26 protein-coding genes are annotated in these 25379 nt (G+C 51.8%); 17 read left to right on the plus strand and 9 right to left on the minus strand.

All coding sequences use genetic code 11. The features are described 5' to 3' along the window. The first annotated feature begins 1 nt into the window (after position 1). From AB3G37_RS05060 to AB3G37_RS05090, 7 genes are all read left to right on the plus strand, one after another. Positions 2-652 (plus strand): amino acid ABC transporter permease, encoded by a 651-nt coding sequence (locus tag AB3G37_RS05060; RefSeq protein ID WP_369790894.1) that lies wholly within the window; start codon positions 2-4, stop codon positions 650-652. Continuing rightward, positions 652-1401, plus strand: coding sequence for an amino acid ABC transporter ATP-binding protein (locus AB3G37_RS05065; protein WP_009638190.1), 750 nt, complete (start codon positions 652-654; stop codon positions 1399-1401). The genes AB3G37_RS05060 and AB3G37_RS05065 overlap by 1 nt, the downstream gene beginning before the upstream one ends. 166 nt (positions 1402-1567) lie before the next feature. Next, complete coding sequence (locus tag AB3G37_RS05070) at positions 1568-2779, plus strand: alanine--glyoxylate aminotransferase family protein (protein WP_369790895.1); 1212 nt, start codon at positions 1568-1570, stop codon at positions 2777-2779. Continuing rightward, a complete protein-coding gene (gene hpxK / locus AB3G37_RS05075) occupies positions 2779-4035 on the plus strand; it encodes an allantoate amidohydrolase (protein ID WP_369789900.1) in 1257 nt (418 codons plus the stop codon). Before AB3G37_RS05070 ends, hpxK begins: the two co-directional genes overlap by 1 nt. A gap of 39 nt (positions 4036-4074) precedes the next feature. Then, on the plus strand, positions 4075-4566 hold the full coding sequence (uraD, locus tag AB3G37_RS05080) for a 2-oxo-4-hydroxy-4-carboxy-5-ureidoimidazoline decarboxylase (RefSeq protein WP_369789901.1): 492 nt from the start codon (positions 4075-4077) through the stop codon (positions 4564-4566). Next, complete coding sequence (gene uraH / locus AB3G37_RS05085; protein WP_009638194.1) at positions 4566-4901, plus strand: hydroxyisourate hydrolase; 336 nt, start codon at positions 4566-4568, stop codon at positions 4899-4901. Before uraD ends, uraH begins: the two co-directional genes overlap by 1 nt. A gap of 17 nt (positions 4902-4918) precedes the next feature. Next, positions 4919-6262, plus strand: a complete 1344-nt coding sequence (locus AB3G37_RS05090; RefSeq protein ID WP_369789902.1) for a nucleobase:cation symporter-2 family protein — start codon at positions 4919-4921, stop codon at positions 6260-6262. On the opposite strand, the gene AB3G37_RS05095 is transcribed toward AB3G37_RS05090, so the two are convergent. Continuing rightward, positions 6219-7508 carry a gamma-glutamyl-gamma-aminobutyrate hydrolase family protein gene (locus AB3G37_RS05095; protein ID WP_369789903.1) on the minus strand — a complete coding sequence of 430 codons (1290 nt, stop codon included), beginning with the start codon at positions 7506-7508 and terminating at the stop codon, positions 6219-6221. The two genes, AB3G37_RS05090 and AB3G37_RS05095, sit on opposite strands and share 44 nt — an antisense overlap. Between AB3G37_RS05095 and AB3G37_RS05100 the strand changes: the two genes are divergently transcribed. Continuing rightward, positions 7498-7707 carry a hypothetical protein gene (locus AB3G37_RS05100; protein ID WP_369789904.1) on the plus strand — a complete coding sequence of 70 codons (210 nt, stop codon included), beginning with the start codon at positions 7498-7500 and terminating at the stop codon, positions 7705-7707. The two genes, AB3G37_RS05095 and AB3G37_RS05100, sit on opposite strands and share 11 nt — an antisense overlap. Positions 7708-7716: 9 nt before the next feature. Here the strand turns inward: AB3G37_RS05100 and AB3G37_RS05105 are convergent, their stop codons facing one another. Together AB3G37_RS05105 and AB3G37_RS05110 are read right to left on the minus strand one after the other, a co-directional pair. Then, positions 7717-8490 (minus strand): amidohydrolase, encoded by a 774-nt coding sequence (locus tag AB3G37_RS05105; RefSeq protein ID WP_009638197.1) that lies wholly within the window; start codon positions 8488-8490, stop codon positions 7717-7719. After that, positions 8478-9638 (minus strand): pyridoxal phosphate-dependent aminotransferase, encoded by a 1161-nt coding sequence (locus AB3G37_RS05110; RefSeq protein ID WP_369789905.1) that lies wholly within the window; start codon positions 9636-9638, stop codon positions 8478-8480. Before AB3G37_RS05110 ends, AB3G37_RS05105 begins: the two co-directional genes overlap by 13 nt. A gap of 242 nt (positions 9639-9880) precedes the next feature. Between AB3G37_RS05110 and AB3G37_RS05115 the strand changes: the two genes are divergently transcribed. The 3 genes from AB3G37_RS05115 to AB3G37_RS05125 are packed head-to-tail and all read left to right on the plus strand — an operon-like array spanning position 9881 to position 11737. Beyond that, positions 9881-10495, plus strand: a complete 615-nt coding sequence (locus tag AB3G37_RS05115; RefSeq protein ID WP_369789906.1) for a methylthioribulose 1-phosphate dehydratase — start codon at positions 9881-9883, stop codon at positions 10493-10495. Next, on the plus strand, positions 10492-11169 hold the full coding sequence (gene mtnC / locus AB3G37_RS05120; protein WP_369789907.1) for an acireductone synthase: 678 nt from the start codon (positions 10492-10494) through the stop codon (positions 11167-11169). The genes AB3G37_RS05115 and mtnC overlap by 4 nt, the downstream gene beginning before the upstream one ends. A gap of 22 nt (positions 11170-11191) precedes the next feature. Continuing rightward, complete coding sequence (locus AB3G37_RS05125) at positions 11192-11737, plus strand: acireductone dioxygenase (RefSeq protein ID WP_009638201.1); 546 nt, start codon at positions 11192-11194, stop codon at positions 11735-11737. Positions 11738-11885: 148 nt separating this feature from the next. Here AB3G37_RS05125 and mtnA read toward each other — a convergent pair whose 3' ends face one another. Beyond that, positions 11886-12917 carry an S-methyl-5-thioribose-1-phosphate isomerase gene (mtnA, locus tag AB3G37_RS05130; RefSeq protein ID WP_369789908.1) on the minus strand — a complete coding sequence of 344 codons (1032 nt, stop codon included), beginning with the start codon at positions 12915-12917 and terminating at the stop codon, positions 11886-11888. Between the two features lie 183 nt (positions 12918-13100). Here mtnA and mtnK point away from each other — a divergent pair, with 183 nt between their 5' ends. Next, positions 13101-14300: an S-methyl-5-thioribose kinase gene (gene mtnK, locus AB3G37_RS05135; RefSeq protein WP_369789909.1), complete on the plus strand. Its 1200-nt coding sequence runs from the start codon at positions 13101-13103 to the stop codon at positions 14298-14300. 186 nt (positions 14301-14486) lie between these two features. Further along, positions 14487-14957 (plus strand): DUF1456 family protein, encoded by a 471-nt coding sequence (locus AB3G37_RS05140; protein ID WP_009638204.1) that lies wholly within the window; start codon positions 14487-14489, stop codon positions 14955-14957. A gap of 584 nt (positions 14958-15541) precedes the next feature. Here AB3G37_RS05140 and AB3G37_RS05145 read toward each other — a convergent pair. Together AB3G37_RS05145 and fadE are read right to left on the minus strand one after the other, a co-directional pair. Continuing rightward, positions 15542-15751: a hypothetical protein gene (locus AB3G37_RS05145; RefSeq protein WP_369789910.1), complete on the minus strand. Its 210-nt coding sequence runs from the start codon at positions 15749-15751 to the stop codon at positions 15542-15544. Between the two features lie 338 nt (positions 15752-16089). Continuing rightward, complete coding sequence (gene fadE, locus AB3G37_RS05150; RefSeq protein ID WP_369789911.1) at positions 16090-18537, minus strand: acyl-CoA dehydrogenase FadE; 2448 nt, start codon at positions 18535-18537, stop codon at positions 16090-16092. Positions 18538-18778: 241 nt separating this feature from the next. Here fadE and lpcA point away from each other — a divergent pair, with 241 nt between their 5' ends. Beyond that, the gene (gene lpcA, locus AB3G37_RS05155; RefSeq protein WP_017491492.1) at positions 18779-19360 is read left to right on the plus strand and encodes a D-sedoheptulose 7-phosphate isomerase; all 582 of its coding nucleotides are present in this window, start codon (positions 18779-18781) and stop codon (positions 19358-19360) included. Positions 19361-19402: 42 nt separating this feature from the next. Further along, positions 19403-20170, plus strand: coding sequence for a class II glutamine amidotransferase (locus AB3G37_RS05160; protein WP_009638207.1), 768 nt, complete (start codon positions 19403-19405; stop codon positions 20168-20170). Here AB3G37_RS05160 and dpaA read toward each other — a convergent pair. Next, positions 20141-20866, minus strand: coding sequence for a peptidoglycan meso-diaminopimelic acid protein amidase (dpaA, locus tag AB3G37_RS05165; RefSeq protein ID WP_009638208.1), 726 nt, complete (start codon positions 20864-20866; stop codon positions 20141-20143). The two genes, AB3G37_RS05160 and dpaA, sit on opposite strands and share 30 nt — an antisense overlap. 297 nt (positions 20867-21163) lie before the next feature. Here dpaA and dinB point away from each other — a divergent pair, with 297 nt between their 5' ends. Continuing rightward, on the plus strand, positions 21164-22222 hold the full coding sequence (dinB, locus tag AB3G37_RS05170) for a DNA polymerase IV (RefSeq protein ID WP_369789912.1): 1059 nt from the start codon (positions 21164-21166) through the stop codon (positions 22220-22222). 253 nt (positions 22223-22475) lie between these two features. Here the strand turns inward: dinB and AB3G37_RS05175 are convergent, their stop codons facing one another. After that, on the minus strand, positions 22476-22646 hold the full coding sequence (locus tag AB3G37_RS05175) for a hypothetical protein (protein WP_369789913.1): 171 nt from the start codon (positions 22644-22646) through the stop codon (positions 22476-22478). 326 nt (positions 22647-22972) lie between these two features. Next, the gene (gene pepD / locus AB3G37_RS05180; RefSeq protein ID WP_369789914.1) at positions 22973-24433 is read right to left on the minus strand and encodes a beta-Ala-His dipeptidase; all 1461 of its coding nucleotides are present in this window, start codon (positions 24431-24433) and stop codon (positions 22973-22975) included. 247 nt (positions 24434-24680) lie between these two features. Here pepD and gpt point away from each other — a divergent pair, with 247 nt between their 5' ends. After that, complete coding sequence (gpt, locus tag AB3G37_RS05185) at positions 24681-25139, plus strand: xanthine phosphoribosyltransferase (protein ID WP_009637604.1); 459 nt, start codon at positions 24681-24683, stop codon at positions 25137-25139. Positions 25140-25379: the final 240 nt, after the last annotated feature.

Consider the following 25379-nt stretch of genomic DNA (forward strand, 5'->3'; position numbering starts at 1 on the left):
GATGACCTTTACCGACTGGGACATTCTGCGCAACCTGCTGCTCGCGGCGCGCTGGACTATTATGCTGTCGCTGGTGGCGTTTATTGGCGGCACGGTGGTGACTATTCCACTCATTTTGATGCGCCTGACGCGCCGCCGCTGGCTGGTCAATGTCGTGCGTGTCTATGTTGAAGTTTTTCAGGGCACACCGCTGCTGATGCAGCTGTTTCTGGCGTTCTTCGGACTGGGCCTGTTTGGCATCAACGTCAGCCCGTGGACTGCCGCCGCCTTTGCCTTGACCTTTTATTCCAGCGCGTATCTGGTCGATATCTGGTCCGGCAGTATTGATGCTTTGCCAAAAGGACAGTGGGAAGCGTGCCGCTGCCTTGGTCTGAGTTTTGGTCAAACTCTGTGGCGAGTGATTGCTCCACAGGCGCTGCGCATCGCCATCGCGCCGACGGTGGGATTTTTGGTACAGGTCATCAAGGGTACCGCGCTGGCGTCGATTATCGGTTTTGTCGAGCTGACCAAGGCCGGAACCATGCTTAACAACGTGACCTACGAGCCGTTTAAAGTCTTTGGATTAGTCGCCTGCGGCTATTTCCTGATGTGTTATCCACTCTCTCTTTACAGCCACTATCTGGAAAGAACATTGCTTGGAGATAAAAAGTAATGCCGCTGATCACTATAAATCAGGTTCAAAAATATTACGGTCAGAACCATGTACTGAAAGGCGTGGATCTGGATATCGAAGGCGGTGAGGTGATTTGCATCATTGGCCGCAGTGGCTCGGGTAAAAGTACGCTGCTGCGCTGCATGAACGGCCTCGAAGCCTATCAGGACGGCAGCATTAAACTCGGCGGCATGACTATCTCCAGTCGCGATTCACAGGCGCGTGAAATCAGCCGTTCGGTGGGTATGGTATTCCAGAACTTCAACCTGTTCCCGCACATGACTGCGCTGGAAAACGTCATGCTGGCGCCGCGCCGGGTGCTGGGTAAAAGCGCCGCCGAATGCCGCGAGCTGGCGATTCAGATGCTGACCAAGGTCGGGCTTGCCGATCGCGTGGATTATTATCCGGCTAATCTGTCCGGCGGCCAGCAGCAGCGCGTCGCCATTGCCCGCGCGCTGGCGATGAATCCCAAAGTTTTACTGTGTGATGAAATTACCTCCGCGCTCGATCCCGAGCTGGTGGGGGAAGTCTTGAAAGTGTTGGAGCAGCTGGCGGCAGAAGGTATGACGCTGGTGCTGGTAACACACGAAATGAATTTTGCCCGCGAAGTCGGGGACCGCGTGGTGTTTATGCATCAGGGCACCGTCTGGGAGCAGGGCGAAAGTCGGGCGCTGTTTGCCAATCCGCAAACTCCCGAATTTAAACAGTTTATTGCGTCGGTGCGTGGCCTGAACGAAGCCACCTCCTAATATCCTTTATCTTTCAGGATGCAGAGTCAGTTAATGGGCAAGCACTGAGATGCCGCCTGCCTGAATCTCGAATGATGTTGGATATTTAATAATGTTTTGATTAAAAAGGATAATTACTGTGGACATCTCAAAATTAGGTCAAATCAATCCGCCTAACCGCCTGCTGATGGGGCCGGGCCCGATCAACGCCGACCCGCGCGTGCTGCGAGCAATGTCGAGCCAGCTGCTTGGCCAGTACGATCCGGCGATGACCAACTACATGAATGAAGTCATGGCGCTGTATCGCGCGGTGTTCAAAACCGAAAATCAGTGGAGCTTCCTGATTGACGGCACCTCGCGCGCTGGAATCGAGGCCGTGCTTCTGTCTGGCATTCGTCCGGGCGATAAAGTGCTGGTACCGGTATTTGGCCGCTTTGGCCATCTGCTGTGCGAGATTGCTCGCCGTTGCCGCGCTGAAGTTCACACTATTGAAGTGCCGTGGGGCGAAGTGTTTGATCCGCAACAGATTGAAGATGCAATTCAATCGGTTAAACCGCGCTGGCTGCTGACTGTGCAGGGCGACACCTCCACCACCATGCTGCAACCGCTGGAACAGCTGGGCGAAATTTGCCGTCGTCATGGCGTGCTGTTTTACTGCGATGCTACGGCGTCGATTGCCGGAAACGCGCTGGAAACCGATGCCTGGGGTATTGATGCAGTTTCAGCCGGTTTGCAGAAATGTCTCGGCGGCCCGTCTGGCAGTTCGCCGGTGACCATCAGCCCAAAATTTGAAGAGCAGATCCGCCGTCGTAAGTGCATTGAAGAGGGGATCCGCACCGCCGATCACGCCGACGGCGACGAAGAGATGATCTATTCCAATTATTTCGATCTCGGCATGATCATGGACTACTGGGGGCCTGAGCGCCTAAACCACCATACCGAGGCGACCAGCATGCTGTTTGCCGCCCGTGAATGCGCTCGCGTGATCCTCGAAGAAGGTCTGCAAAACACTATTGCGCGCCACAAGCTGCACGGCGACGCGCTGCTGGCCGGTATTCAGGGCATGGGGCTTGAGGTATTTGGCGACCTTAATCACCGTATGAATAACGTGCTTGGCGTTGTTATCCCGCAGGGCGTGCACGGCGAGCAGGTTCGTTCGACTATGCTCAATGATTTCGGCATTGAGATCGGCACCTCGTTTGGCCCGCTGAGCGGCAAAATCTGGCGTATCGGCACCATGGGTTACAACGCGCGCAAAGACTGTGTGATGCAAACTCTGGTCGCGCTGGAAGCCGTGTTGAATCGTCTGGGCTTCGCTTCTAAATACGGCGCAGGTTCTCAGGCGGCGTGGGATCACTATTCCCTGGCAACTCATACCAGCGTGGCAGGAGGCCAGTAATGATTGCAGCCATCCCATTGAGTACAGAAGCAGAGCAGGCGGCGCTCAGAGTGATGGCACGGTGCGACACGCTGGCCGAACTGAGCGAAACTCCGGGCGAACTGACCCGCGTTTATCTCTCCGCTCAGCATATTCAGGCTAACCGGCTGGTTGGCGAATGGATGGCCGCGGTGGGCATGATGACCTGGCAGGACAGCGTGGGGAATATTTGCGGGCGCTATGAAGGCCTTGACTCGCAGGCTCCGGCGCTGCTGCTAGGCTCACATCTCGACAGTGTTCGCAACGCGGGTCGCTATGATGGCCCGCTGGGCGTGCTTACCGCGATTGAAGTGGTCACGCATTTACATGCGAAAGGCATTCGCCTGCCGATGGCGGTGGAAATTGTTGGTTTTGCCGACGAAGAAGGCACGCGTTTTGGCATCACTCTGCTGGGAAGCCGCGGTCTGACCGGCACTTGGCCACAGGACTGGCTGCAACGCACCGATGCGCAGGGTATTTCTGTCGCCGAGGCGATGCTCGGTCTGGGGCTGAATCCAGCCGATATTTTAACCTCACAGCGCGATATCAACGATTTCTGTGCCTATCTTGAGCTGCATATCGAACAGGGTCCTTGCCTGCAGGCGGCCGAATTACCGCTGGGCGTGGTAACGGCAATCAACGGCGCACGCCGCCTTAACTGCGGTTTTATCGGGCATGCAGGTCACGCTGGAACCGTGCCGATGGGGCATCGTCAGGATGCCCTGGCCGCCGCCGCTGAGTGGATGGTAGCCATTGAAACCCTGACGACAGCGCGGGGTAAAAATCTGGTGGCAACCGTCGGACATATCCAGAGTTTCCCCGGCGCGGTGAATGTGATCCCCGGCGAAGTCAAGCTGACCCTCGATGTGCGCGGGCCGGAAGACGTTGCGCTCGGTGAACTGCTGACCACGCTGCTGGACAAAGCCAAAGAAATCGCCGCTCGTCGTGGCCTGACTTTCAATGCTGAACAGTTTTACGGTATTCAGGCTACGGTTTGTGATGCGAGCCTGCAACAGCGACTGGCGCAAAGTGTGGAGGCCCTGCAAGGCGCATCAATGCCATTGCCAAGTGGAGCAGGGCATGACGCTATCGCCATTGCCGAACGTTGGCCGGTAGGCATGCTGTTTGTGCGCTGCAAGGATGGCATCAGTCATCATCCGGATGAATCCGTGACTGTTGAAGACGTGGCTTACGCTACGCAGGCCTATATCGATACGGTATTAAGCTTTAATCAGTAAAAAATCTGCAATTACTCAGAAATTAATCAGGGATCGAAGATGACCTTAGAGGAATTTAATGCACTGTCAGCGGAGCAGGTGCGTGCCGTGCTAAGCCCTTGCGTGAATATCCCGCAGTGGGTAAACGCGGTGAGCAGCGCTCGCCCGTTTAATTCTGTCGATGATGCCGTAGATTTTGCCACTCAAGCCAGCAGCGGTTGGCAGTCAGCGGCAGTCGGCGGCGCTCTGGCCCAGCATCCGCGGATTGGTGAGCGGATGACGGGTGAAAGCAAAGAGGCCGCGCTTTCTCGCGCCGAGCAGGCATCTTTAGGACTCGAACAGCAAGCGACTCAGGCCCTGCTTGCGGGCAATCAGCAGTACGAGCAGCGCTTTAACCGAGTGTTTCTGATTCGTGCCAAAGGCAGAACGCCAGCTGAAATTCTTGAACATTTGCAACGTCGTTTACACAACAGCGATCAGCAGGAATGGCAGGAAACCGCCGAACAGTTACAGCAGATAACCGTGCTGCGCTTTAAGGAGTTATTTAACTGATGACCAAAATCACCACGCATATTCTTGATACTTCTTTAGGTAAACCTGCAACTCAGGTTCGCGTCTGGCTGGAGAAAATCGACGGTCCACACAGCCTGAAAATGAGTGAAACAGCCACCGACAACGATGGGCGAGCGACTGACCTGACGCCAAATGGCGTAGAAGCGGGTAATTATCGTTTGTATGCCGACATCGGTCAGTATTTTGCGGCTACAGGTCGTGAAACTCTTTATAACCTGGCGATTATTGACGTCATTATTTATGCCGATCAGGCGCATTATCATTTGCCTATCTTGCTCAGCCCTTATTCTTATTCAACTTATCGCGGAAGCTGACAGCGGGGAGTGGCTCAATGAAAGACGATTCCAGACCCGACGCCGCATGTGAGGCCCCCGAAGACTGCCGTTTGCCGGCGGGTAAAACTTTTGCCTATGGTTTGCAGCATATTCTGACGATGTACGGCGGTATCATTGCTCCGCCGCTGATTATTGGTAGCGCCGCCGGTTTGGGCGCTCCACAAATCGGGATGCTTATCACCGCCGCGCTGTTTGTTAGCGGGCTGGCAACACTGCTGCAAACGCTGGGCTTGCCGGGAGTGGGGGCGCGCCTGCCATTGGTGCAGGGCGTGTCATTTGCGGGTGTAGCCACCATGGTCACTATCGTGACCGGCGGCGGTGGTCTCCCAGAGGTGTTTGGCGCAGTCATCGTCTCATCATTGATTGGTCTGTTTATCGCGCCTTATTTCGCACAAATCATCCGTTTTTTCCCGCCAATAGTTACGGGTACGGTAGTGACTGTGATTGGTTTGTCATTGATGCCAGTGGCGGTGCGTTGGGCGATGGGCGGCAATGCCCACGCAGCAGACTGGGGATCGACCGGCAATATTGGTCTGGCAGCTTTCACTTTGGCAGTGATCTTGCTACTTAACCGCTTTGGAAATCAGGCTATTAGCCGCGTTGCGGTGTTGCTGGCCATGGTGCTTGCTACTGTAGTTGCGGTGTTTCTCGGCAAGACACATTTCTCAGAGCTGGGTCACGGTCCATTATTGGCGATACCGTCGCCATTTGCTTACGGTTTACCGACGTTTAATATCGCCGCAATTCTTTCCATGTTACTGATTGTGTTGGTATTGTTGACTGAAACTACCGCTGGTCTGGTGGCGATCGGCGAGATCGTCGGCTCGCCGGTCGATTCAAAACGCATCGCCAAAGGGCTACGCGCGGACATGCTGAGCAGCGCGTTGTCGCCGGTATTTAACTCATTTCCACAGAGTTCATTTGCCCAGAATATTGGGCTGGTGGCACTCACGGGGGTGAAAAGTCGTTTTGTAGTTGCGGCCGGAGGCGGAATTTTAATCGCTTTGGGGCTGTTGCCAGAGTTGGGCACGATGGTGGCATCGGTTCCGTCACCCGTGCTTGGCGGAGCTGGCGTAGTGTTGTTCGGATCGGTGGCGGCCAGCGGGATCCGCACATTGTCGAAAGTGGATTACAAAGACAATATGAACCTGGTGGTGGTGGCAACTTCGATAGCTTTCGGGATGATCCCGATTGTGATGCCTACCTTCTACGATCACTTTCCGGACTGGGTACAAACTCTGCTGCATTCGGGGATAAGCGCCGCCTGCCTGGCAGCGGTGACTTTGAACGCCTTGTTTAACCCATTAAGAAATACGGATGCTTTAACCGCACACTCTTAGTCAACGAATCGTGGCTGACGTCCCGCTCTCTGTTATTTTGGCGGACCTGTTGCAGGAACGCCATCAGCAGCGGATGGGGACGTTCACGGCGAGATTGCAGCTCGGGATTTCCCTGCACGCCGACAAAAAACGGATGATTTTCAAGCTCAATCGACTCGGCAGACAGGCCTGACTCATCGGTGCCGCTTACCTGCAAACCCTCACACGACAGTTTGTCCAGCAAATGTGGACTAAGCCGCCAGCGCTGGTTATAGCGCATCTGCACTTCTCTCCCCATGGCTTTTGCCAACTTGCTGCCCGACTTAAACATTACCTTGTAATTTCCCTGTCGCACTGGCTCATCCATTAATGGCAGGCGGGATTGCACCGCCCCCAGTGTTGACGGGCCGGGCAGGGCGATCGCTTCGTCTCCCAATACTTTCTGGCCAAGCGCTGCCACCATCATATGCATGCCGCCGTTAATGCCCAGTACAGGCATTTGATTGTCGAGCGCCCATTTCGCCACCGCCAGTTGGCTAGCGGTACTGGTATGAACGCTTTCCGACCCTAGCACCGCCAGGCCCGGCAAGATAATTCCGTCAATATCGAAAAGCGTACTTTCGAGCTGGCTGCCCATTAAATTTGCCGGGATATAAGTGACCTGAATGTTCATTGCCAGTGCATCGGCGGCATCACCCAGTGCAGCGAGTGTGGCGGGATAGCTATCGCGATGCTCGCTGGCATCGCCTAAAATTGCCAAATGAAGATGTTTTCCACCGCGCATCACCGGCTGTGTTACTGAGCCGAGCACCCAGCGGCCAAAGCTGTCACGCGCCCAGCCGTTGCTGCGTACTTTGCCACTTTCGCAGTCTTCCAACTGGTAACGGTCCTGATTTTTCACCACCTGCAATGACTCGATGGAGATGTCTTTTTCGCGGATCTGTTGCAACATATCCTGATAGCAGGAGCAGGAAAGCGGTTGATTTAGCGGGACAACAATATCTTCTCTAAGCGCCCGATTTATCAAAGATTCCATGTCAAATTCAGCACCGGCTCCGCGACCAGTCAAACGCTCGAGCCACAGTAAGCCACTGGCAATCTGCTGTCCCTGTGGAGAGATATATTGGCGAGCATTGATAAAGCGTTTGCTGTCGTAACTAACCGGCAGGTGGCACAGCGGCAACGCCCGTAACTCAGCAAGTATCGCGGCCAGCGCACCATAAAATGCAGGTTCAGGTGTGGAGTGTGCAATAAACGTGATTGTCATCAGTTACCCTCTGTCAGATGTTTTAACGGGGGTATTTAATGCAAGAATTACACCAGCTATCCTGAAGCATTGTGAGTTTACATTTGTTGAAGGTTATAGATTGGCGTTCAGGGATGATGAGCAGAATCAAAACTTGTTATTGATTGTTCAGCTAACGGCAAAGGATTTTGCTGATAATCAGGAAATTATCAGCAATTAATCAGTTGAATTATTCGTGGCGGAGGAAACTGTCTGCATCTCGCCAGGCGGGAAAGGCTTCGCGGTAATCCTGTAGCTCTTCCAGAGAGAGCTCTGCTTCGATAGTCATCGCAGCACTCGGTTCGGCGCGTGCCAAAACTTCACCCTGCGGGTTGATGATCAGACTGTCGCCGCTGTAATGGTGGCCATTGTCGTCGTCGCCAATGCGGTTGCAACCGGCAACATAAGCCTGATTTTCAATCGCGCGGGCGGTCAGCAGCGCTTGCCAGTGATGAGTGCGGCGAGCAGGCCAGTTGGCGACATACAGCGCCAAATCGTAATCCTGGCCGTTGCGCGACCAAACCGGGAAGCGCAAGTCATAACAGACCTGCGGCAGGATACGCCAGCCGCGCCATTCGACAATCTCCCGGCGTTTACCTGCGACATAATAGTTATGCTCTCCGGCCATGCGGAACAGGTGACGTTTGTCGTAAAAATGGACCTTGCCCTGAGGTTCAACCAGCAGGAAACGGTTGACTGCGCCTTTTGGCGTCGACAGCGCCACGCTGCCACCGACCATGGCATTAAGCCTGTTTGCCCACTGATGCAGCCATTCGATCACCCGAGATTCCGGCAATGCACGTTCCGGCGCCTGCATCGCGAAGCCGGTGGTAAACATCTCCGGCAGTACGATTAAATCACGATTAACCAGCGGTGCAAGCAGCGAGTCGAAGTGCTTCAGGTTAGCTTCTCCGTCCAGCCAAACCAGTGGTTGTTGCAACAGCGAAATCTTTAAAGTTGACACAGGCGCTCCGCGGCAGCGTCCAGCGTGGCTTCCTTCTTGGCAAAGCACAGGCGGACCAGTTTATGGGGAAAAGGCTCGGCGCAGAATACCGACAGCGGTATTGCGGCCACCCCAACATGTTCAACCAACCACTGACAGAATGCAACGTCATCCAAATCAGAGACTTCACTGTAATCCACCAACAGGAAATAGGTGCCTTCGCTTGGCAGCACTTTCAGACGGCTTTTCGCCAGCCCCTGGGCCAAACGATCGCGCTTGGCCTGATAAAATTCAGGCAGTTCCTGCCAGTGCTCGGGATGCTCGCGTAACATATCGGCCAGTGCCAACTGTACCGGCGTGGTGATTGCGAAGGTCAGAAACTGGTGAATTTTACGCAGTTCGGCGCTGATTGCCGCAGGAGCCAGACAGTAACCCACACGCCAGCCGGTCATGTGGAAGGTCTTGCCGAACGAAGAAACGGTAATCGCACGCTGGCGCAGCTGCGGGTGCAGCAGCACGCTGGCATGGCCTTGTTTGGCGAAGCAAATATGTTCGTAGACTTCATCGCTTATCACGAAAATATTGCGTTCGGCGATGATTTGCCACAGTCGGTCAACATCCTGCTTGCTCCATGCAGTCGCGGTCGGATTGTGCGGCGTATTAATGATAATCACTTTGGTACGATCGGTGATTTGGTCGGCGAAATGCGCCCAGTCAACCTTGAACTCTGGCGGCTGAAGCTGAATACGCCTGCTGATGCCGCCTGCCAGTTGAACCGCCGGGGCGTAACAGTCATAGCTCGGATCGAAGCTTATTACTTCATCACCCTGCGAGACCAGCGCGGTGATGGCAATGTACAGCGCTTCGGTAGCGCCTGAAGTAATAGTGATATCGCTTTCGGCATCGGGACGATAGCCATAGGCCTGCTCGGTTTTATCGGCGATCGCGTTACGCAGCGCAGGCGTGCCGGTCATTGGCGCGTACTGGTTAGACCCCGCCGCAACGTGCACGCTCAGCTGTTGGCGCAGATACTCCGGGCCGTCAAAATCGGGAAATCCCTGCGACAGATTGATAGCATTATGCTTTTGCGCCAGCGCACTCATTTGCGAGAAAATATTGGTTCCTAATGCGGGCAGTTTGCTCTGTGGAATAAGTGCTGCTGTACTCATGGCTTTTCTTGCTCCGGTCGCTGTCTGGGCGATAAAAAGTCGTATCGTGATAGTACTCATCGATACCAATATGATAGATACCTATTGGTTGATACTACCGCACGATGATAATATTTGGCAATCGAGACGCTTAGATGTTTAAACGGCTAAATGCTTTTATCGTCTAGCTCATAGCGAATCAGCATAATAAGTAGAATCAGTGCGAGATGGACTTCCTTAATGCATGGCTTGCGGGAACAACAATGACCGAAAATAACCCCTTGGAATCTTTGCTTGCTACCTGCCGCTGGATTGGCGACAAGGGCTGGTGCCCGGCCACTGGCGGCAATATGTCGGTGCGCGAAGATAATCAATACTGTCTGATTACTGAATCCGGTAAAGATAAAGGCACGCTGACCAGCGATGATTTTCTGCGCGTCGAGATTGCGACCAACCACGCACCCAGCGGCAGAAGGCCGTCTGCGGAAACCGGGTTACATACGCTGATTTACCAGTTGTTTCCTGAAGTTGGCGCGGTGCTGCACACCCATTCGGTAAATTCTACCGTGTTGTCCCGCCTTGAACGCAGCGACGGGCTGGTATTGCAGGGCTATGAAATGCAGAAATCTTTGGCTGGCCAACACACGCATCTTGATACGGTCATCATCCCAATTTTCGATAATAGTCAGGATATTACCGCTCTGGCAGCAGAGATTGCCTTATGGGCGCAGTCTCATCCGCTACACTATGGTTTTCTGGTTCGTGGACACGGCCTGACCTGTTGGGGCAAAACTGTTGCCCACGCGCGCCGTCATCTTGAAGGACTGGAGTTTTTATTCCAGTGTGAGCTGCAACTTCGCCTGTTGGAGGCTAAATGATCCGTGCCATCGTGACTGATATTGAAGGGACCACAACCGACATCCGCTTCGTGCATCAGGTGCTTTTCCCTTATGCCAGAGCGCGCCTTGCCGATTTTATTACCCGGCATGGACAGGATTTGGAAGTACTGCAGGCGCTCGATGCATTGCGCGAAGAGATTAACCAGCCGCAGGCAGAAATTGTCGACTTGGTTGACCAACTGTATGTTTATATGGATAAAGACGAGAAGTCACCGGCGCTGAAAACGTTGCAGGGCATTATCTGGCGCACGGGTTATACCGAAGGGGATTTCCGCGGCCACGTTTATCCTGACGTCGTGCCGCAGTTGGTGCAGTGGCAGCAGCAGGGGATCAAACTTTATGTTTATTCTTCAGGCTCGGTCGATGCGCAAAGACTGCTATTTGGCTACAGCGAAGAAGGGGATCTCCTGCCGCTGTTCACTGACTATTTCGACACCCGCGTCGGTGCCAAGCGCGAAGTAACGTCTTATCAAAGTATTGCCGACCAGTTGCTGCTGCCGGCGCAGGATTTGCTCTTTTTGTCTGATATTCGCCAGGAATTGGATGCCGCGCGTGAAGCGGGTTGGCAAACGGTGCAGCTGATTCGCGACGAGCCAGACGAAGTGAGTGACCACAGGCAGGTTAACCGTTTTGATCAGATAGAACTTAACTGATCTCATTCACCAGGAGTTTGCAATGAGTGCACTGACTATTTTCAGCGATAGCGATCCTTCAGCACCTGTTTGGGAAAGTCGTGATGGTGATGCTATCGCCGCCGAATTGAAGAAAATCGATGTTCGCTTCGAGCGCTGGCAGGCGGATCGCGAGTTGGGCAGCAATCCTGAATCTGAACAGGTGATCGCCGCTTATCAGCATGAAATCAACAAACTGGTGGCCGAGAAGGGCTATCAAAGCTGGGATGTGATTAGCATGAGTCCGGACCATGAACAGCGCGAGGTTCTGCGTACCAAGTTTCTGTCCGAACATATTCATGGCGAAGATGAAGTACGTTTTTTTGTCGATGGTGCAGGTTTATTCTGCCTGCATCTTGAAGGCAAGATTTTCCAGATCCTGTGCGAGAAGAATGACCTGATTTCGGTACCGGCCAACACCCGCCACTGGTTTGATATGGGCGGTTCGCCGTCATTTACCGCAATACGCCTGTTCGACAATCCAGAAGGCTGGGTCGCACATTTTACTGGCGACGCGATTGCCGATGCTTATCCGCGACTCGGTGAGTAATAAAAAGTCCTCTCGCAAACTTATCTAACTTATTGATGTGAATGGAATTAGTTAATTTATAAGGCAGGGAGCAGCTTTTAAAGTCCCGTCCCCCACTTTTTTTACAGTGGAGGACGGCCAGGATGGAGAACTCGCGTCTCAATCGTAGCTAAGCTTTCAAGGCTGTTTTAAAAATCCCGTCTCTGACCTGCTCGGGTAATATTACCCCGCTGTCCAGCACCCACCCGCTGATCAACTCGGCCGGTGTGACATCAAATGCCGGATTGTAAACTTGCGCATCTTGCGGTGCCCACTGCACGTCGCCGAAACTGCCAGAAACGCCCGTAACTTCTCTCGCTGCGCGCTGTTCGATTGGTATTGCATCACCATTAGGGCAGTGTGAGTCGTGGGTAGTATGCGGCGCGGCAACGTAAAACGGAATGCCGTGATAGCGCGCGAGTACCGCCAAACTGTAAGTGCCGATTTTATTAGCTACGTCACCGTTGGCGGCAATGCGGTCAGCGCCGACCCAAATCGCATCGACCTGTTTTTTTGCCATCAGGCTGGCGGCCATCGAATCACAAATCAGCTTGTAAGGAATGCCCAGCTCGCCTAATTCCCAGGCGGTCAGGCGTCCGCCCTGTAATAAAGGACGGGTTTCATCGACCCATACCTGTGAAACGTTACCCTGTTGATGCGCACGATGGATTACGCCCAGTGCAGTGCCGACGCCCGCAGTGGCCAGTCCGCCAGTATTACAATGGGTTAGCAGGCGACTACCCGGAGCTACCAGCTGCGCGCCGTTGCTGGCAATGCGATTACACAGCTCACGATCTTCGCCCACCAGCCCTTCTGCTTCTTGCACCATCGCCGGAACATGAAAACGTTGTTCCAGTGCAGTTTTCATTCGATCCAGATTGTTCATCAGATTTACCGCGGTCGGACGCGATTCCCGAAGCGTAATCAGAGCCTGATGCAGATCTGCAACTGGCATGCCGCCTTCGGCCAGCTGTGCGAGCAGCAGGCTGGCGGATAAACCTATCAGTGGAGCACCGCGCACGCGCAGAGCCTGAATGTGCCCGACCAAATCTTCAACGCTGCGACAAAGATGCCATTCAGCGCGCTGTGGTAAAGCCTGCTGATCCAGTATCCACAGCTGACTTTTACGGATACGTAAACTGGTAGTAGTGAGAGTCTGCATTGTGATTGAAATCCCTGTTGCGCGGTTGCATCTGATTGCTTATTCTGCCAACATAAGTTTCGGATGTATAGACGTCTAAATGCTTTTATGGCTACTTGCTTTTGCCGAGCACCATTCTGGTTTCAGGCTTTGTTGAACCACATAACATGTCGGGTTGCACAAGAAAGATTACGAGAGGTTAGGATGTCACGTTATTACACATTTAACGCCGCGGATGCCGTGGAATATGCCCGTCAGTTTGGTGGCGTGGACGATCCACTGTCGTTGATAACTGCCGATGAAATCGGTGACGGCAACCTGAATCTGGTATTTAAAATCCGCGATACTCAGGGCATTAGTCGAGTCATTGTGAAACAGGCATTGCCGTACGTGCGTTGTGTAGGTGAGTCCTGGCCTTTGACTATTGACCGCTCGAGAATCGAAGCTGAAACGCTGATTGTCCATTATGAGCATTGCCCTCAGCACACGGCGAGAGTTATTCATCATGACCCTGAGCTGGCGGTGATGGTGCAAGAAGATCTCTCTGATTATGAAATCTGGCGCGGTGAGCTGGTAAAAGGCAAATACTATCCTCAGGCTGCGAGCCAGCTTGGCGAATATCTGGCGCAATCTCTGTTCCATACTTCAGATCTTTATCAGAACGCCGAGCATAAAAAATCGGAAGTTGGCCGCTTTCTTAACCCTGAGCTTTGTCTGATCACTGAAGATCTGTTTTTTACCGATCCGTATATCGAGCATGAGCGCAATTGTTATGACGCTGCTTTGCAACCTACTGTTGATGAACTTCGCGCCGATATATCGTTACGTATTGCGGTAGGGGATCTTAAACAGCGTTTTCTCAGCAATGCTGAGGCTTTATTGCACGGTGATGTGCACAGTGGCTCAATTTTTGTCGCTGAAGGTCGTCTGAAAGTGATCGACGCCGAATTTGGTTTTTATGGGCCGATTGGTTTTGATCCGGGGTCGGCCATGGGGAATCTGCTGCTGAATTACTGTGGATTACCAGGTTTGGTGGCTACGCGTGAGGCGGCGGACGGGCGTGAACAGCGTTTACAGGATTTACGTGATCTGTGGCTGAGCTTCTCCGAGCGCTTCCTGCAACTGGCACGGGATAAAACTCAGGACCTGGCCTTTAAGATTCCGGGCTATGCGGAACATTATCTCAAGCATATCTGGCATGATGCGGTAGGCTATTGCGGTTCTGAATTGATACGTCGCACTATTGGCTTTTCGAACGTTGCTGACCTGAAAAACATTGCCGACCAAGAAATGCGCCACGAATGCCAGCGTCATGCTTTAAGTCTAGGCCAGTGGCTAATTATTACTGCACCACAAATTGATGATATCGAAGGGCTGATCGCTCGCATCCGTCAAAACGGTTAATTTTCCTTCACTTAATTGTTTAAAAGCAGCCTGACCTTGATTCAGGCTGCGTGATACATCAAATATCTCATCAGAAAGAAGGGGCGCTTGCGTCCCAGACTTGTATAATGCCCGGCTACGAGGCGCCAGCGGGTAATCCCCAAGCAGTTCCTCGGTTACCAATCACCCACACGGGAATAAAGAATTATGATGAATAACGATGTCTTGCGCAGCGTACGCTATATGCTCGACTTGAGCGAAGGCCGGCTGATTGAGATTCTGGCGTCTACCGGCACAATTATTACTCCGGCGGTGATGTCGCGTTATCTGAAAAAAGAAGACGAAGCGGACTATATGGTTTGCCCGGATGAAGTGATGGCGAACTTCCTCAATGGTCTGATTTTCTTCAAACGTGGTAAAGACGATCGCTTCCCGGCTCCAGAAGTTGAAAAGCGTGTAACCAACAATGTGATGTTGAAAAAGTTGCGCGTGGCTTTTGAACTGAAAACTGAAGATTTGCAGGGCGTGTTGGCTGCTGCTGATTTTAAAGTTTCTGAAGGTGAGTTGAGCGCGTTCTTCCGTAAAGAAGGCCACAAGAACTATCGCCCGTGCGGTGATCAGGTTTTGCGCTACTTCTTGAAAGGTCTTACTATGCGCGTTCGCCCGAAAAAAGGCTGATTATTTCCTGACTTTTATAAAAAAGTTCTGAAAATCGCCCTGTGCACCGCCCACAAAAAAACCGCCTATGGCGGTTTTTTTGTGCTGGTCCGGTAAGCGGCCTTTCCAGCGGTATCATATTCATGTATTTCATTGTTTCGCAAGCACGCCTAAGCAAGACGATTTTGGTCTTAATAATATCGACTGTCAAGCGATCCCTAAGCCAAATTGGTGTAGGATGGCCGCTGGCCTTTTCGCCACCTTAAGCAAGTGGGCACCGGGTTTAGAAAAGGATATCTAATGGCCGTAACCGCAGGCACGCCTAAGTGCTTGTTTCACGGTTTTATCTCCGGTGGTGGTTCCGTGAAGCGGTCTGAGCAAGGACCGCGCAATAAAAAGATACCTTTGTATCTTCATCATTGTTTCGGCTGTGGCAGTGAGCCTCGGAAAGGGGAGCTGGAATATTTCCAATAACTCTCTCAACGTGATCATTACTACAACGAGCAAGTAAGCTAATAGCCACCTGTGAGGGTGGCTATTTTCTATCTGTTAAGCGGCTTCGGTAGGTTTAGGCGTTTAAATGACCTACTTCTTGAAAGGTCTTACTATGCGCGTTCGCCCGAAAAAAGGCTGATTATTTCCTGACTTTTATGAAAAAAGTTCTGAAAATCGCCCTGTGCACCGCCCACAAAAAAACCGCCAATGGCGGTTTTTTTGTGCTGGTCCGGTAAGCGGCCTTTCCAGCGGGCTTGAACTAACTTAACGCAAGCACAGATTAGTGATTTAATTTTGACCTTAATATTATTCTCTGTCAAGCGATCCCTAAGCCAAATTGGTGTAGGATGGCCGCTGGCCTTTTCGCCACCTTAAGCAAGTGGGCACCGGGTTTAGAAAAGGATATCTAATGGCCGTAACCGCAGGCACGCCTAAGTGCTTGTTTCACGGTTTTATCTCCGGTGGTGGTTCCGTGAAGCGGTCTGAGCAAGGACCGCGCAATGAAAAGATACCTTTGTATCTTCATCATTGTTTCGGCTGTGGCAGTGAGCCTCGGAAAGGGGAGCTGGAATATTTCCAATAACTCTCTCAACGTGATCATTACCACAACGAGCAAGTAAGCTAATAGCCACCTGTGAGGGTGGCTATTTTCCATCTATTAAGCGGCTTCGGTATGTTTAGGCGATGGTTTTTCCTCTGGCGCTTTTTGCTGCGCCAACTGGTCCGGTTCAAACTCATCGACGTTGATTGAGCGCAGGCGACTTTCCTCCGCGCGGGATAGAATACGAGCATCTTCGGCGCTTAAATGACCGGCATCCATTCCCATCTGCGCCAGCTTATCCAGACGAGTGAATGACAGTTTTTTACCCATCGCTTCACACAGTCTTTTATGCACCGGCTCGGCGGCAATAATATCTCGTAAAGCTTCTTCCAGCTGACCCACTGGATTATGCTCGCTTGGCACCAGATACTGACCGCGGGCAATGCGGCTTCGAGTAGCAGAAGGCACCTGAAGGATGCGAGCCAGTTCATGATCTAGTAAGTCTGAAGGCGCGCGATGTACCCGACCCAGCGGGAAAATCACCAGCGTCATCAACCCAGCAATAAAACCGTTCGGGAAGTTGCGCAGCAGATCGGTTATCGCCGTCTCGGCCTGATTCAGACAGTCTTGCACGCCCCAATGCACCAGCGGCAGATCGGCCTCGTTGCGACCCTCTTCGTCATAGCGTTTTAACGTAGCGGTGGCTAAATAAAGCTGACTGAGAATATCGCCAAGACGCGCCGAAATACGTTCGCGACGTTTGAGGCTACCCCCAAGCACGCCCATCGAAATATCTGACAGCAGCGCGAGGTTGGCGCTCAGACGATTGATATGCTGATAGTAACGACGAGTCGCGTCATTAACCGGCGCGCGGCTGGTGCGACCGTGGGTTAAGCCTAACCACAGGCTGCGTACTTTATTGGTTCCAATATGTCCGATATGTCCAAAGAGGGCGCGGTCAAAGCGGGTTAAATCTTTGCTTTCAGCCGCGGCCATTTCTTTTAGTACATAAGGATGGCAGCGGATAGCACCCTGACCAAAAATAATCATGCTGCGCGTGAGAATATTCGCGCCTTCAACAGTAATGGCGATTGGCGCACCCTGATACGAACGGGCGACAAAGTTGCTGTTACCGAGCATGATGCCTTTACCACCGGTAATGTCCATGGCGTCCATCACCGCGCGCTGACCGCGATGGGTGCAGTGATACTTCACAATTGCCGACAGTACGGCCGGTTTTTCACCGAGCATAATGCCGTTGGTGATAAGCGTAGCGGCGGCATCCATCACGTAAGCATTGCCCGCGATGCGCGCCAGCGGCTCCTCGATCCCTTCCATTTTACCAATCGGCAGTTTGAACTGACGACGTATATAGGCGTAGGCACCGGTAGCAACGGCCAGGGATTTCAGGCTGCCGGTAGAGTTGGAAGGCAGGGTAATTCCGCGACCTACCGACAGACATTCAACCAGCATGCGCCAGCCCTGACCGGCCATTTTTGGACCGCCAATAATATAGTCGATAGGTACGAAAATTGCGTTGCCACGGGTTGGACCATTCTGGAAAGGAATGTTTAACGGGAAGTGGCGATGACCAATTTCGACCCCTTGGGTATCGGTCGGGATCAGCGCACAGGTAATGCCCAACTCTTCGGTATCGCCCAGCAAATGTTCAGGATCTTTCAACTTGAATGCCAGGCCGAGCACGGTCGCGATTGGAGCAAGTGTTATGTAGCGTTTGTTCCAGGTCAGTTTCATGCCAAGAACCTGTTCGCCTTGCCATTCACCCATGCACACCACGCCAAAATCCGGGATTGCACCGGCATCAGAACCGGCTTCCGGGCTGGTTAAGGCAAAGCACGGGATCTCAAGACCTTTCGCCAGACGCGGCAGGTAGTGATTTTTCTGTTCCTCGGTGCCGTAATGTTGCAGCAGTTCACCCGGGCCGAGGGAGTTTGGCACGCCGACGGTAATCGCCAAAATTCCTGAAACGCCCGCCAGCTTTTGCAGCACGCGGGCCTGAGCATAAGCAGAGAATTCGAGGCCGCCATACTCTTTCTTGATAATCATCGCAAAGAAGCGATGTTCTTTCAGGTAGGCCCAAAGTTCGGGCGGCAGGTCTGCCAGTTCATGGGTTATCTGGAAGTCATTGGCCATCCGGCAGGCCTCTTCGACCGGCCCATCGATAAAGCGCTGTTCTTCTTCGGTCAGGGTTTGTTGCGGATAGCCATGCAGCTTGTTCCAGTCTGGCGTACCGCTAAACAAATCGCCCTCCCACCAAGTCGTGCCGGCCTCAATCGCTTCTTTTTCAGTACGCGACATACTCGGCATGACCTTGCTGAAAGCACGCAGCGCAGGGCCTGAAAACAGGGAACGACGTAAAGAAGGGAGGTTTAAAGGCAGTAGAATGATTGCCAGAGGCAGCAGTAGCCAGGGAGTCCATAAGCCAATAACGGCCAAGGCAGCGGTATAAACCAGTAGGGCAATACTACTTAATGTCAGGCTGACGCGGTGATAAAACAGGGCACCAATCAGCACGAATAAAGCAACGATGCTAAGGACTATCATAGTAAAACTCCTGAAGTTGTAGGAGGTCTGACCTGTTGAGGTGATACTATGGTTTTAGACCAGGACAATGGCTTTATCAACGCGTTTACATTCTAATTACAACTTACGTCACAAAGTCACAGCACGAAGAGTGAAAAGCGTAAAGTATCGTAGGTAAGACGGCTGGAAGACTTCTAGCCTTTTGCCCTTTCGGCTACACTGCACCGCAGAATATTTGCCTAAGAAACTCTACGAGGTTGCCATGTACCTGGATATTATCCGTACAGAATTGAACGAAGCTGCTGAAGTACTTAATAAATTCATCAGCGATGAGAACAATATTGCGTCTATTCAACGTGCTGCAAAACTGATTGCCGACTCTTTCAAAGCCGGTGGCAAAGTGTTGTCCTGCGGTAATGGCGGCTCGCACTGTGACGCTATGCACTTTGCTGAAGAGCTCACGGGCCGTTACCGCGATAATCGTCCAGGGTATCCGGCCATTGCAATTTCTGACGTTAGCCACATTTCTTGCGTTAGCAACGATTTTGGTTATGAATATATTTTCTCACGCTATCTTGAGGCAGTGGGTCAGAAGGGCGACGTGCTATTGGGCATTTCTACCTCTGGCAATTCGGGCAACGTCATTAAAGCGTTGGAAACGGCTAAAGCCAAAGGCATGAAAGTGGTGACTCTGACGGGTAAAGACGGCGGAAAAATGGCCTCGTTGGGTGCCGACGTTGAAATTCGCGTTCCACATTTCGGCTATGCTGACCGCGTGCAAGAAATTCACATCAAAATCATCCACATCCTGATATTATTAATTGAAAAAGAGATGGCAGAATAATAAATCCTGCCTGGGCAATTTTGTTTTATCAGGAGACTGGCGATGTGTGAACTGCTCGGAATGAGCGCAAATGTCCCTACCGATATTTGCTTCAGTTTTACCGGGTTGGTGCAACGTGGGGGGCTGACTGGCCCACATAAAGACGGTTGGGGTATTACTTTCTATGAAGGTAATGGCTGCCGGACGTTTAAAGACCCCCAGCCCAGCTTTAACTCGCCGATTGCCCGGCTGGTGCAGGAATATCCCATTAAGTCGCTGGCCGTGATCTCGCATATTCGTCAGGCGAACCGTGGAGAAGTGTCGCTGGAAAACACCCATCCGTTTACCCGCGAATTATGGGGCCGTAACTGGACCTATGCCCATAACGGCCAGCTGCGTGGTTATCGCCAGCTGGATACTGGCAAGCTTAGGCCAGTTGGGCAAACAGATAGCGAATATGCTTTTTGCTGGTTGCTGCACAAACTTTCAGAACGTTATCCGCGCACGCCTCGCAGTTGGCCGCCAGTGTTTCGCTATATTGCTTCGCTGGCCGATGAACTTCGCAAGAAAGGCGTCTTTAATATGCTGCTGTCGGATGGGCATTTTGTGATGGCGTATTGTTCAACCAATCTGCACTGGATCACCCGCCGCGCGCCGTTTGGCAAAGCCACGCTGCTGGATCAGGATGTTGAGATTGATTTTCAGCAGCAGACGACACCTAACGATGTCGTCACGGTCATTGCGACCCAGCCGCTTACCGGCAATGAAACCTGGAACAAGATTGCTCCAGGCGAATTCGCATTATTTCACTGTGGCGAACGCCAGCTGTGAAGGCTGTGGCGTAAGAGTCTGCGATTGATTAACAACATAATTGCCGTTAATGACTGAAACGCTTGGCGGCTGGTGGTATTTCTGGAAATAGGCATAACCAGGCTGCAGTTGACGCCAGAAATTAATGTAGTAAGAATTTCTATTTAATTGCATGTTGGCGTCAGTCATCCGGAAAGGATAGATACTGATTTCAACGTTGCGCTGCCCGTTATCGAACGCGGCCTGAACGTAATTAAAGATCACATTCATGTAGGCATCGGTCATGGCATAGCACCCAATAGACAAACAGTTACCGTGGATCATCAGATATTTACCTGAATAACCTTGAGCGCGATCGTAATCATTGGGGAAGCCGATATTAATAGCGCGATAAAATCTGCTGTCAGGCTTCAAATGGTGAATATCGATGTTATAAAAACCTTCAGGGCTTTTAAAATCACCTTCACGACGTTTGTTGCCTAAACCGCCCGAGAAATCGCAAATACGATAAGCACCGACCAGTTGGAATTTATCTTCGACTTTTGCATAGAGTTCGAGAGTGCGCTCTTGCTTAAATATCTGAATATAAACAGGGGAACCTAATAATTGCTGTTGAACACCGGCCTGTACCGGAGCCTGTTCGCTGGCGACAGCGCTGCTCATGGTAAAAACGGGTAAACTAAAAAGCATCGCAAGTAGCAGCGCGATTCTGACCATTCTTAATCCTGCTTTATTTACAACTCTATTATTTTTTATCCGCAGACATTTACGTCGCGGACTGCCACAAATATTCAATAGGTTTGAATGTAGCCATATTAATACTGATTAAATTTTTATCAATGGCCTTAAATGTAATTTATTTCTTTATTAGGCGAAAAAAAGCCTTTATTTGCAGCTTTTTACAAAACTCTCGGTAATTAAGCCTCCGCAAACAGATTAAATGTCTCATTTCGACACTTGAGATTAAGAAATCAAACTGTATACTTATACAGTTATCCATAGAGGGAAGGGGCTATGCGCAAGATCATTCACGTCGATATGGACTGCTTTTTCGCAGCCGTTGAAATGCGCGACGATCCCTCATTGCGCGATATCCCGCTGGCGATTGGTGGCAGTAAAGACCGCCGAGGCGTGATAAGCACCGCCAATTATCCGGCTCGCAAATATGGCGTTCATAGCGCAATGTCTACCGCGATGGCGCTCAAGCTATGCCCGCATCTTAAAGTGATACCTGGCCGTGGCGAGGCCTATAAAGAAGCTTCGTTGCGCATTCGGGAAATTTTCGCTCGTTACACGTCGCTGATTGAACCCCTATCGCTGGACGAAGCCTATCTTGATGTCACCGATAGCCCCTACTGCAACGGTTCGGCAACATTGATGGCCAGTGAAATCCGTCAGGCAATCTTCGACGAGCTTAATCTCACCGCCTCTGCGGGTATTGCACCGATCAAATTTTTAGCAAAAATCGCTTCAGACCTTAATAAACCCAATGGGCAGTTCGTGATCACACCTGACAAAGTTGCTGACTTTTTGCAGGATCTGCCGTTGGCAAAAATTCCCGGTGTTGGCAAAGTCACCGCCCGCAAGCTTGAAGAGCAGGGATTGATGACCTGTGGCGATGTGCAACGCTATGATTTAGCACTATTACTGAAAAGATTTGGCAAGTTTGGACGCGTATTGTGGGAGCGCTGTCAGGGCATTGATGAACGCGAGATTTCTTCCGAGCGCCTGCGCAAATCTGTGGGTGTTGAACGCACGCTGGCTGAGGACATCCACGACTGGGAAAGCTGCGTCGAGCTGATTGACCGGCTTTATCCGGAGTTGGAAACGCGCCTGACTCGTGTAAGCCCTAGTTTGCGTATTGCGCGGCAGGGCGTAAAGCTCAAGTTTCACGATTTTCAGCAGACGACTCAAGAGCATGTCTGGCCAGTGTTGAACAAGGCTGATTTACTTAACGTTGCACAAGAGGCGTGGGAGATGCGGCGCGGAGGGCGAGGGGTAAGGCTGGTGGGACTGCACGTCACGTTGCAGGATCCGCAGATAGAACGGCAGCTTTTATTACCCTGGGAGTAATATCCGCATCTTTCAAACGGCAGATGCGTTGGCTTCCTTCCATCACTCCAGTCACTTACTTGTGTAAGCTCCTGAAGATTCTTCCAGTTGCCGCCTTGCTGCCGTCTGAAATCTACAGGATATTGATTATCCGCATCTTTCAAACGACAGAGGCGTTGGCTTCCTTCCATCACTCCAGTCACTGACTTGTGTAAGCTCCTGAAGATTCTTCCAGTTGCCGCCTTGCTGCCGTCTGAAATCTACAGGATATTGATTATCCGCATCTTTCAAACGGCAGATGCGTTGGCTTCGTTCCATCATTCCAGTCACTTACTTGTGTAAGCTCCTGAAGATTCTTCCAGTTGCCGCCTTGCTGCCGTCTGAAATCTACAGGATATTGATTATCCGCATCTTTCAAACGGCAGATGCGTTGGCTGCCTTCCATCACTCCAGTCACTGACTTGTGTAAGCTCCTGAAGATTCTTCCAGTTGCCGCCTTGCTGCCGTCTGAAATCTACAGGATATTGATTATCCGCATCTTTCAAACGACAGAGGCGTTGGCTTCCTTCCATCACCCCAGTCACTGACTTGTGTAAGCTCCTGAAGATTCTTCCAGTTGTCGCCTTGCTGCCGTCTGAAATCTACAGGATATTGATTATCCGCATCTTTCAAACGGCAGATGTGTTGGCTTCCATCTGTCACTCCAGTCACTGACTTGTGTAAGCTCCTGAAGATTCTTTCAGTTGCCGCCTTGCTGCCGTTTGAAGGATTTTAGCCGCGCTCTGGAATCGCTTTCAGCAGTGCGGTCAGCAACTGCCAGTAAAGGTCAACGCTGCCGATGTGCACTTGCTCATCCGGTGAGTGAGGGCCGGTAATGGTTGGGCCGATAGAAACCATGTCCATCTCTGGGTAAGGCTTTTTGAACAGACCACATTCCAGACCCGCGTGGATCACCATGATGTTCGGGGTTTTATTAAACAGACCCTGATAAATTTCACGGACTTGCGCCATAACCGGAGACTCCGGGTCCGGCTTCCAGCCTGGATAATCGCCTTTTGGCGAAGTTTTCGCGCCTGCTAGCTGGCCGACTGAGGTCAACATGCTGACCACGTAGTCTTTGCCGCTATCGATCAGTGAACGAATCAGACAGATGATTTCTGCTTCACCTTCTTTCATGCTCACCACGCCAACGTTCAACGAGGTTTCAACTACGCCTTTAACGTCGTCGCTCATGCGGATCACACCGTTTGGCGTTGCGTTTAACAGGCCAAGGAAACGGCTCTGGCTGTCTTTGCTCAAGGCTTTTACATCGCTGTGTGCAGCTTCGATCACCAGCTTGATGTTTTTTTCCACCGCGGCCAGTTCGAACTGAATCACAGACTGGAACTCTTCCGCCGCTGCTTTGAAAGCTTCAACTTTGTCGGCAGCAACCGCTAGCTGAGCGACTGCTTCGCGTGGAATAGCGTTGCGCAAAGTACCGCCGGTCAGATCCAGCAGACGCACGTCGAGTTTTTCGGCGTGTTTGCACAGGAAGCGAGCCAGCAGTTTGTTGGCATTGCCCAGACCCAGATGAATTTCAGCACCGGAGTGGCCGCCTTTCAGGCCTTTCAAAGTAAGTTTCAGCGTAGTGAAATCATCCGGAACCGCTTCGCGCTGCAGAGGCAGAGTGGTGATAAAGTCGATACCACCCGCGCAACCCATGTAAATTTCACCCTCGGTTTCCGAGTCGGTGTTAATCAGGATTTCTGCCTGCAGCCAGTTTGGTTGCAGACCAAATGCGCCGTCCATGCCAGATTCTTCTGTCATGGTCAGCAACACTTCCAGCGGGCCGTGCTCCACATCTTTAGCAACCAGTGCCGCCAAGGCAGAAGCTAAACCGATGCCGTTGTCTGCGCCAAGCGTTGTGCCGCGCGCTTTTACCCAGCCGTTGTCGATATAAGGCTGAATAGGATCTTTAAGGAAGTCATGAACGGTGTCGTTATTTTTCTGCGGAACCATATCCAGGTGGGCTTGCAGCACCACAGGTTTACGGTTTTCCATGCCGGCGGTGGCAGATTTGCGCAGCAAGATGTTGCCAACCTGATCGCGCTCGGCATGGATGCCTTGTTCGGCGGCCCAGTCAATAATGTGCTTAGCCAGTGCTTCTTCATGGTAAGAAGGATGAGGAATAGAACAAACCTTGGCAAAAATATCCCACAATGGTTGTGGTGAAAGTTGAGACAGTTCAGACACTGTAAGTCTCCCGATTTTGGATGACGAAAAGATATGACGAAATGAAGCACAGAATAACACTTTCTCCGACGCCGTGCGCGTGAGCGAAAGGGGATAATCCGCTAATTTTGGGCTTTCTGTGCCGGATAACTGCTGGTTTTTAGACTCAGGAGTCACTATAATCTCGCGCAATAAATTTTCCCTGAATAATTTTTTTAAAAGCCGTTAATCTTACAGGCTGGGATATCCCTTTTTTGAGAGTTAAAAAATGAGCGAAAAGTACGTTGTAACTTGGGACATGCTGCAAATTCACGCCCGTACGCTGGCTAAGCGCCTGCTGCCGGTAGAACAATGGACCGGCATTATTGCCGTTAGCCGAGGTGGCCTGGTTCCAGCAGCGTTGCTGGCTCGTGAGTTAAATATTCGTCACGTTGATACCGTGTGTATTTCCAGCTATGACCACGACAATCAGCGCGAAATGCACGTACTTAAGCGTGCAGAAGGCGACGGTGAAGGCTTTATCGTAATTGACGATCTGGTCGATACAGGCGGCACTGCTCAGGCAATCCGTGAAATGTATCCAAAAGCGCATTTTGTGACCGTATTCGCCAAGCCGGCCGGTCGCCCACTGGTTGATGATTATGTGGTTGATATCCCACAGAATACTTGGATTGAACAACCTTGGGATATGGGCGTGGTGTTTGTCCCGCCTCTCGTCGGCAAGTAATCCTCTTCATCCTTCAAAATGCAGGGTTGTTGGCTGCCCTCATTCACCCCAGTTACTGACTCATGTCAGCTCCTGGGGATTCATTCAGTGGCCGCCTACCTGCATCTCGAATGATTTAGAGGATGCTCTTCACTCTTCATCCTTCAAAATGCAGGGTTGTTGGCTGCCCTTGAATGATTTAGAGGCGTCCAGTGCTGCATTAAGCTTTTATCATTTTAAACGCTCGCTTCTGCGGGCGTT

It is taken from the genome of Rouxiella sp. WC2420, assembly GCF_041200025.1.
Taxonomy (GTDB): Bacteria; Pseudomonadota; Gammaproteobacteria; order Enterobacterales; family Enterobacteriaceae; genus Rouxiella.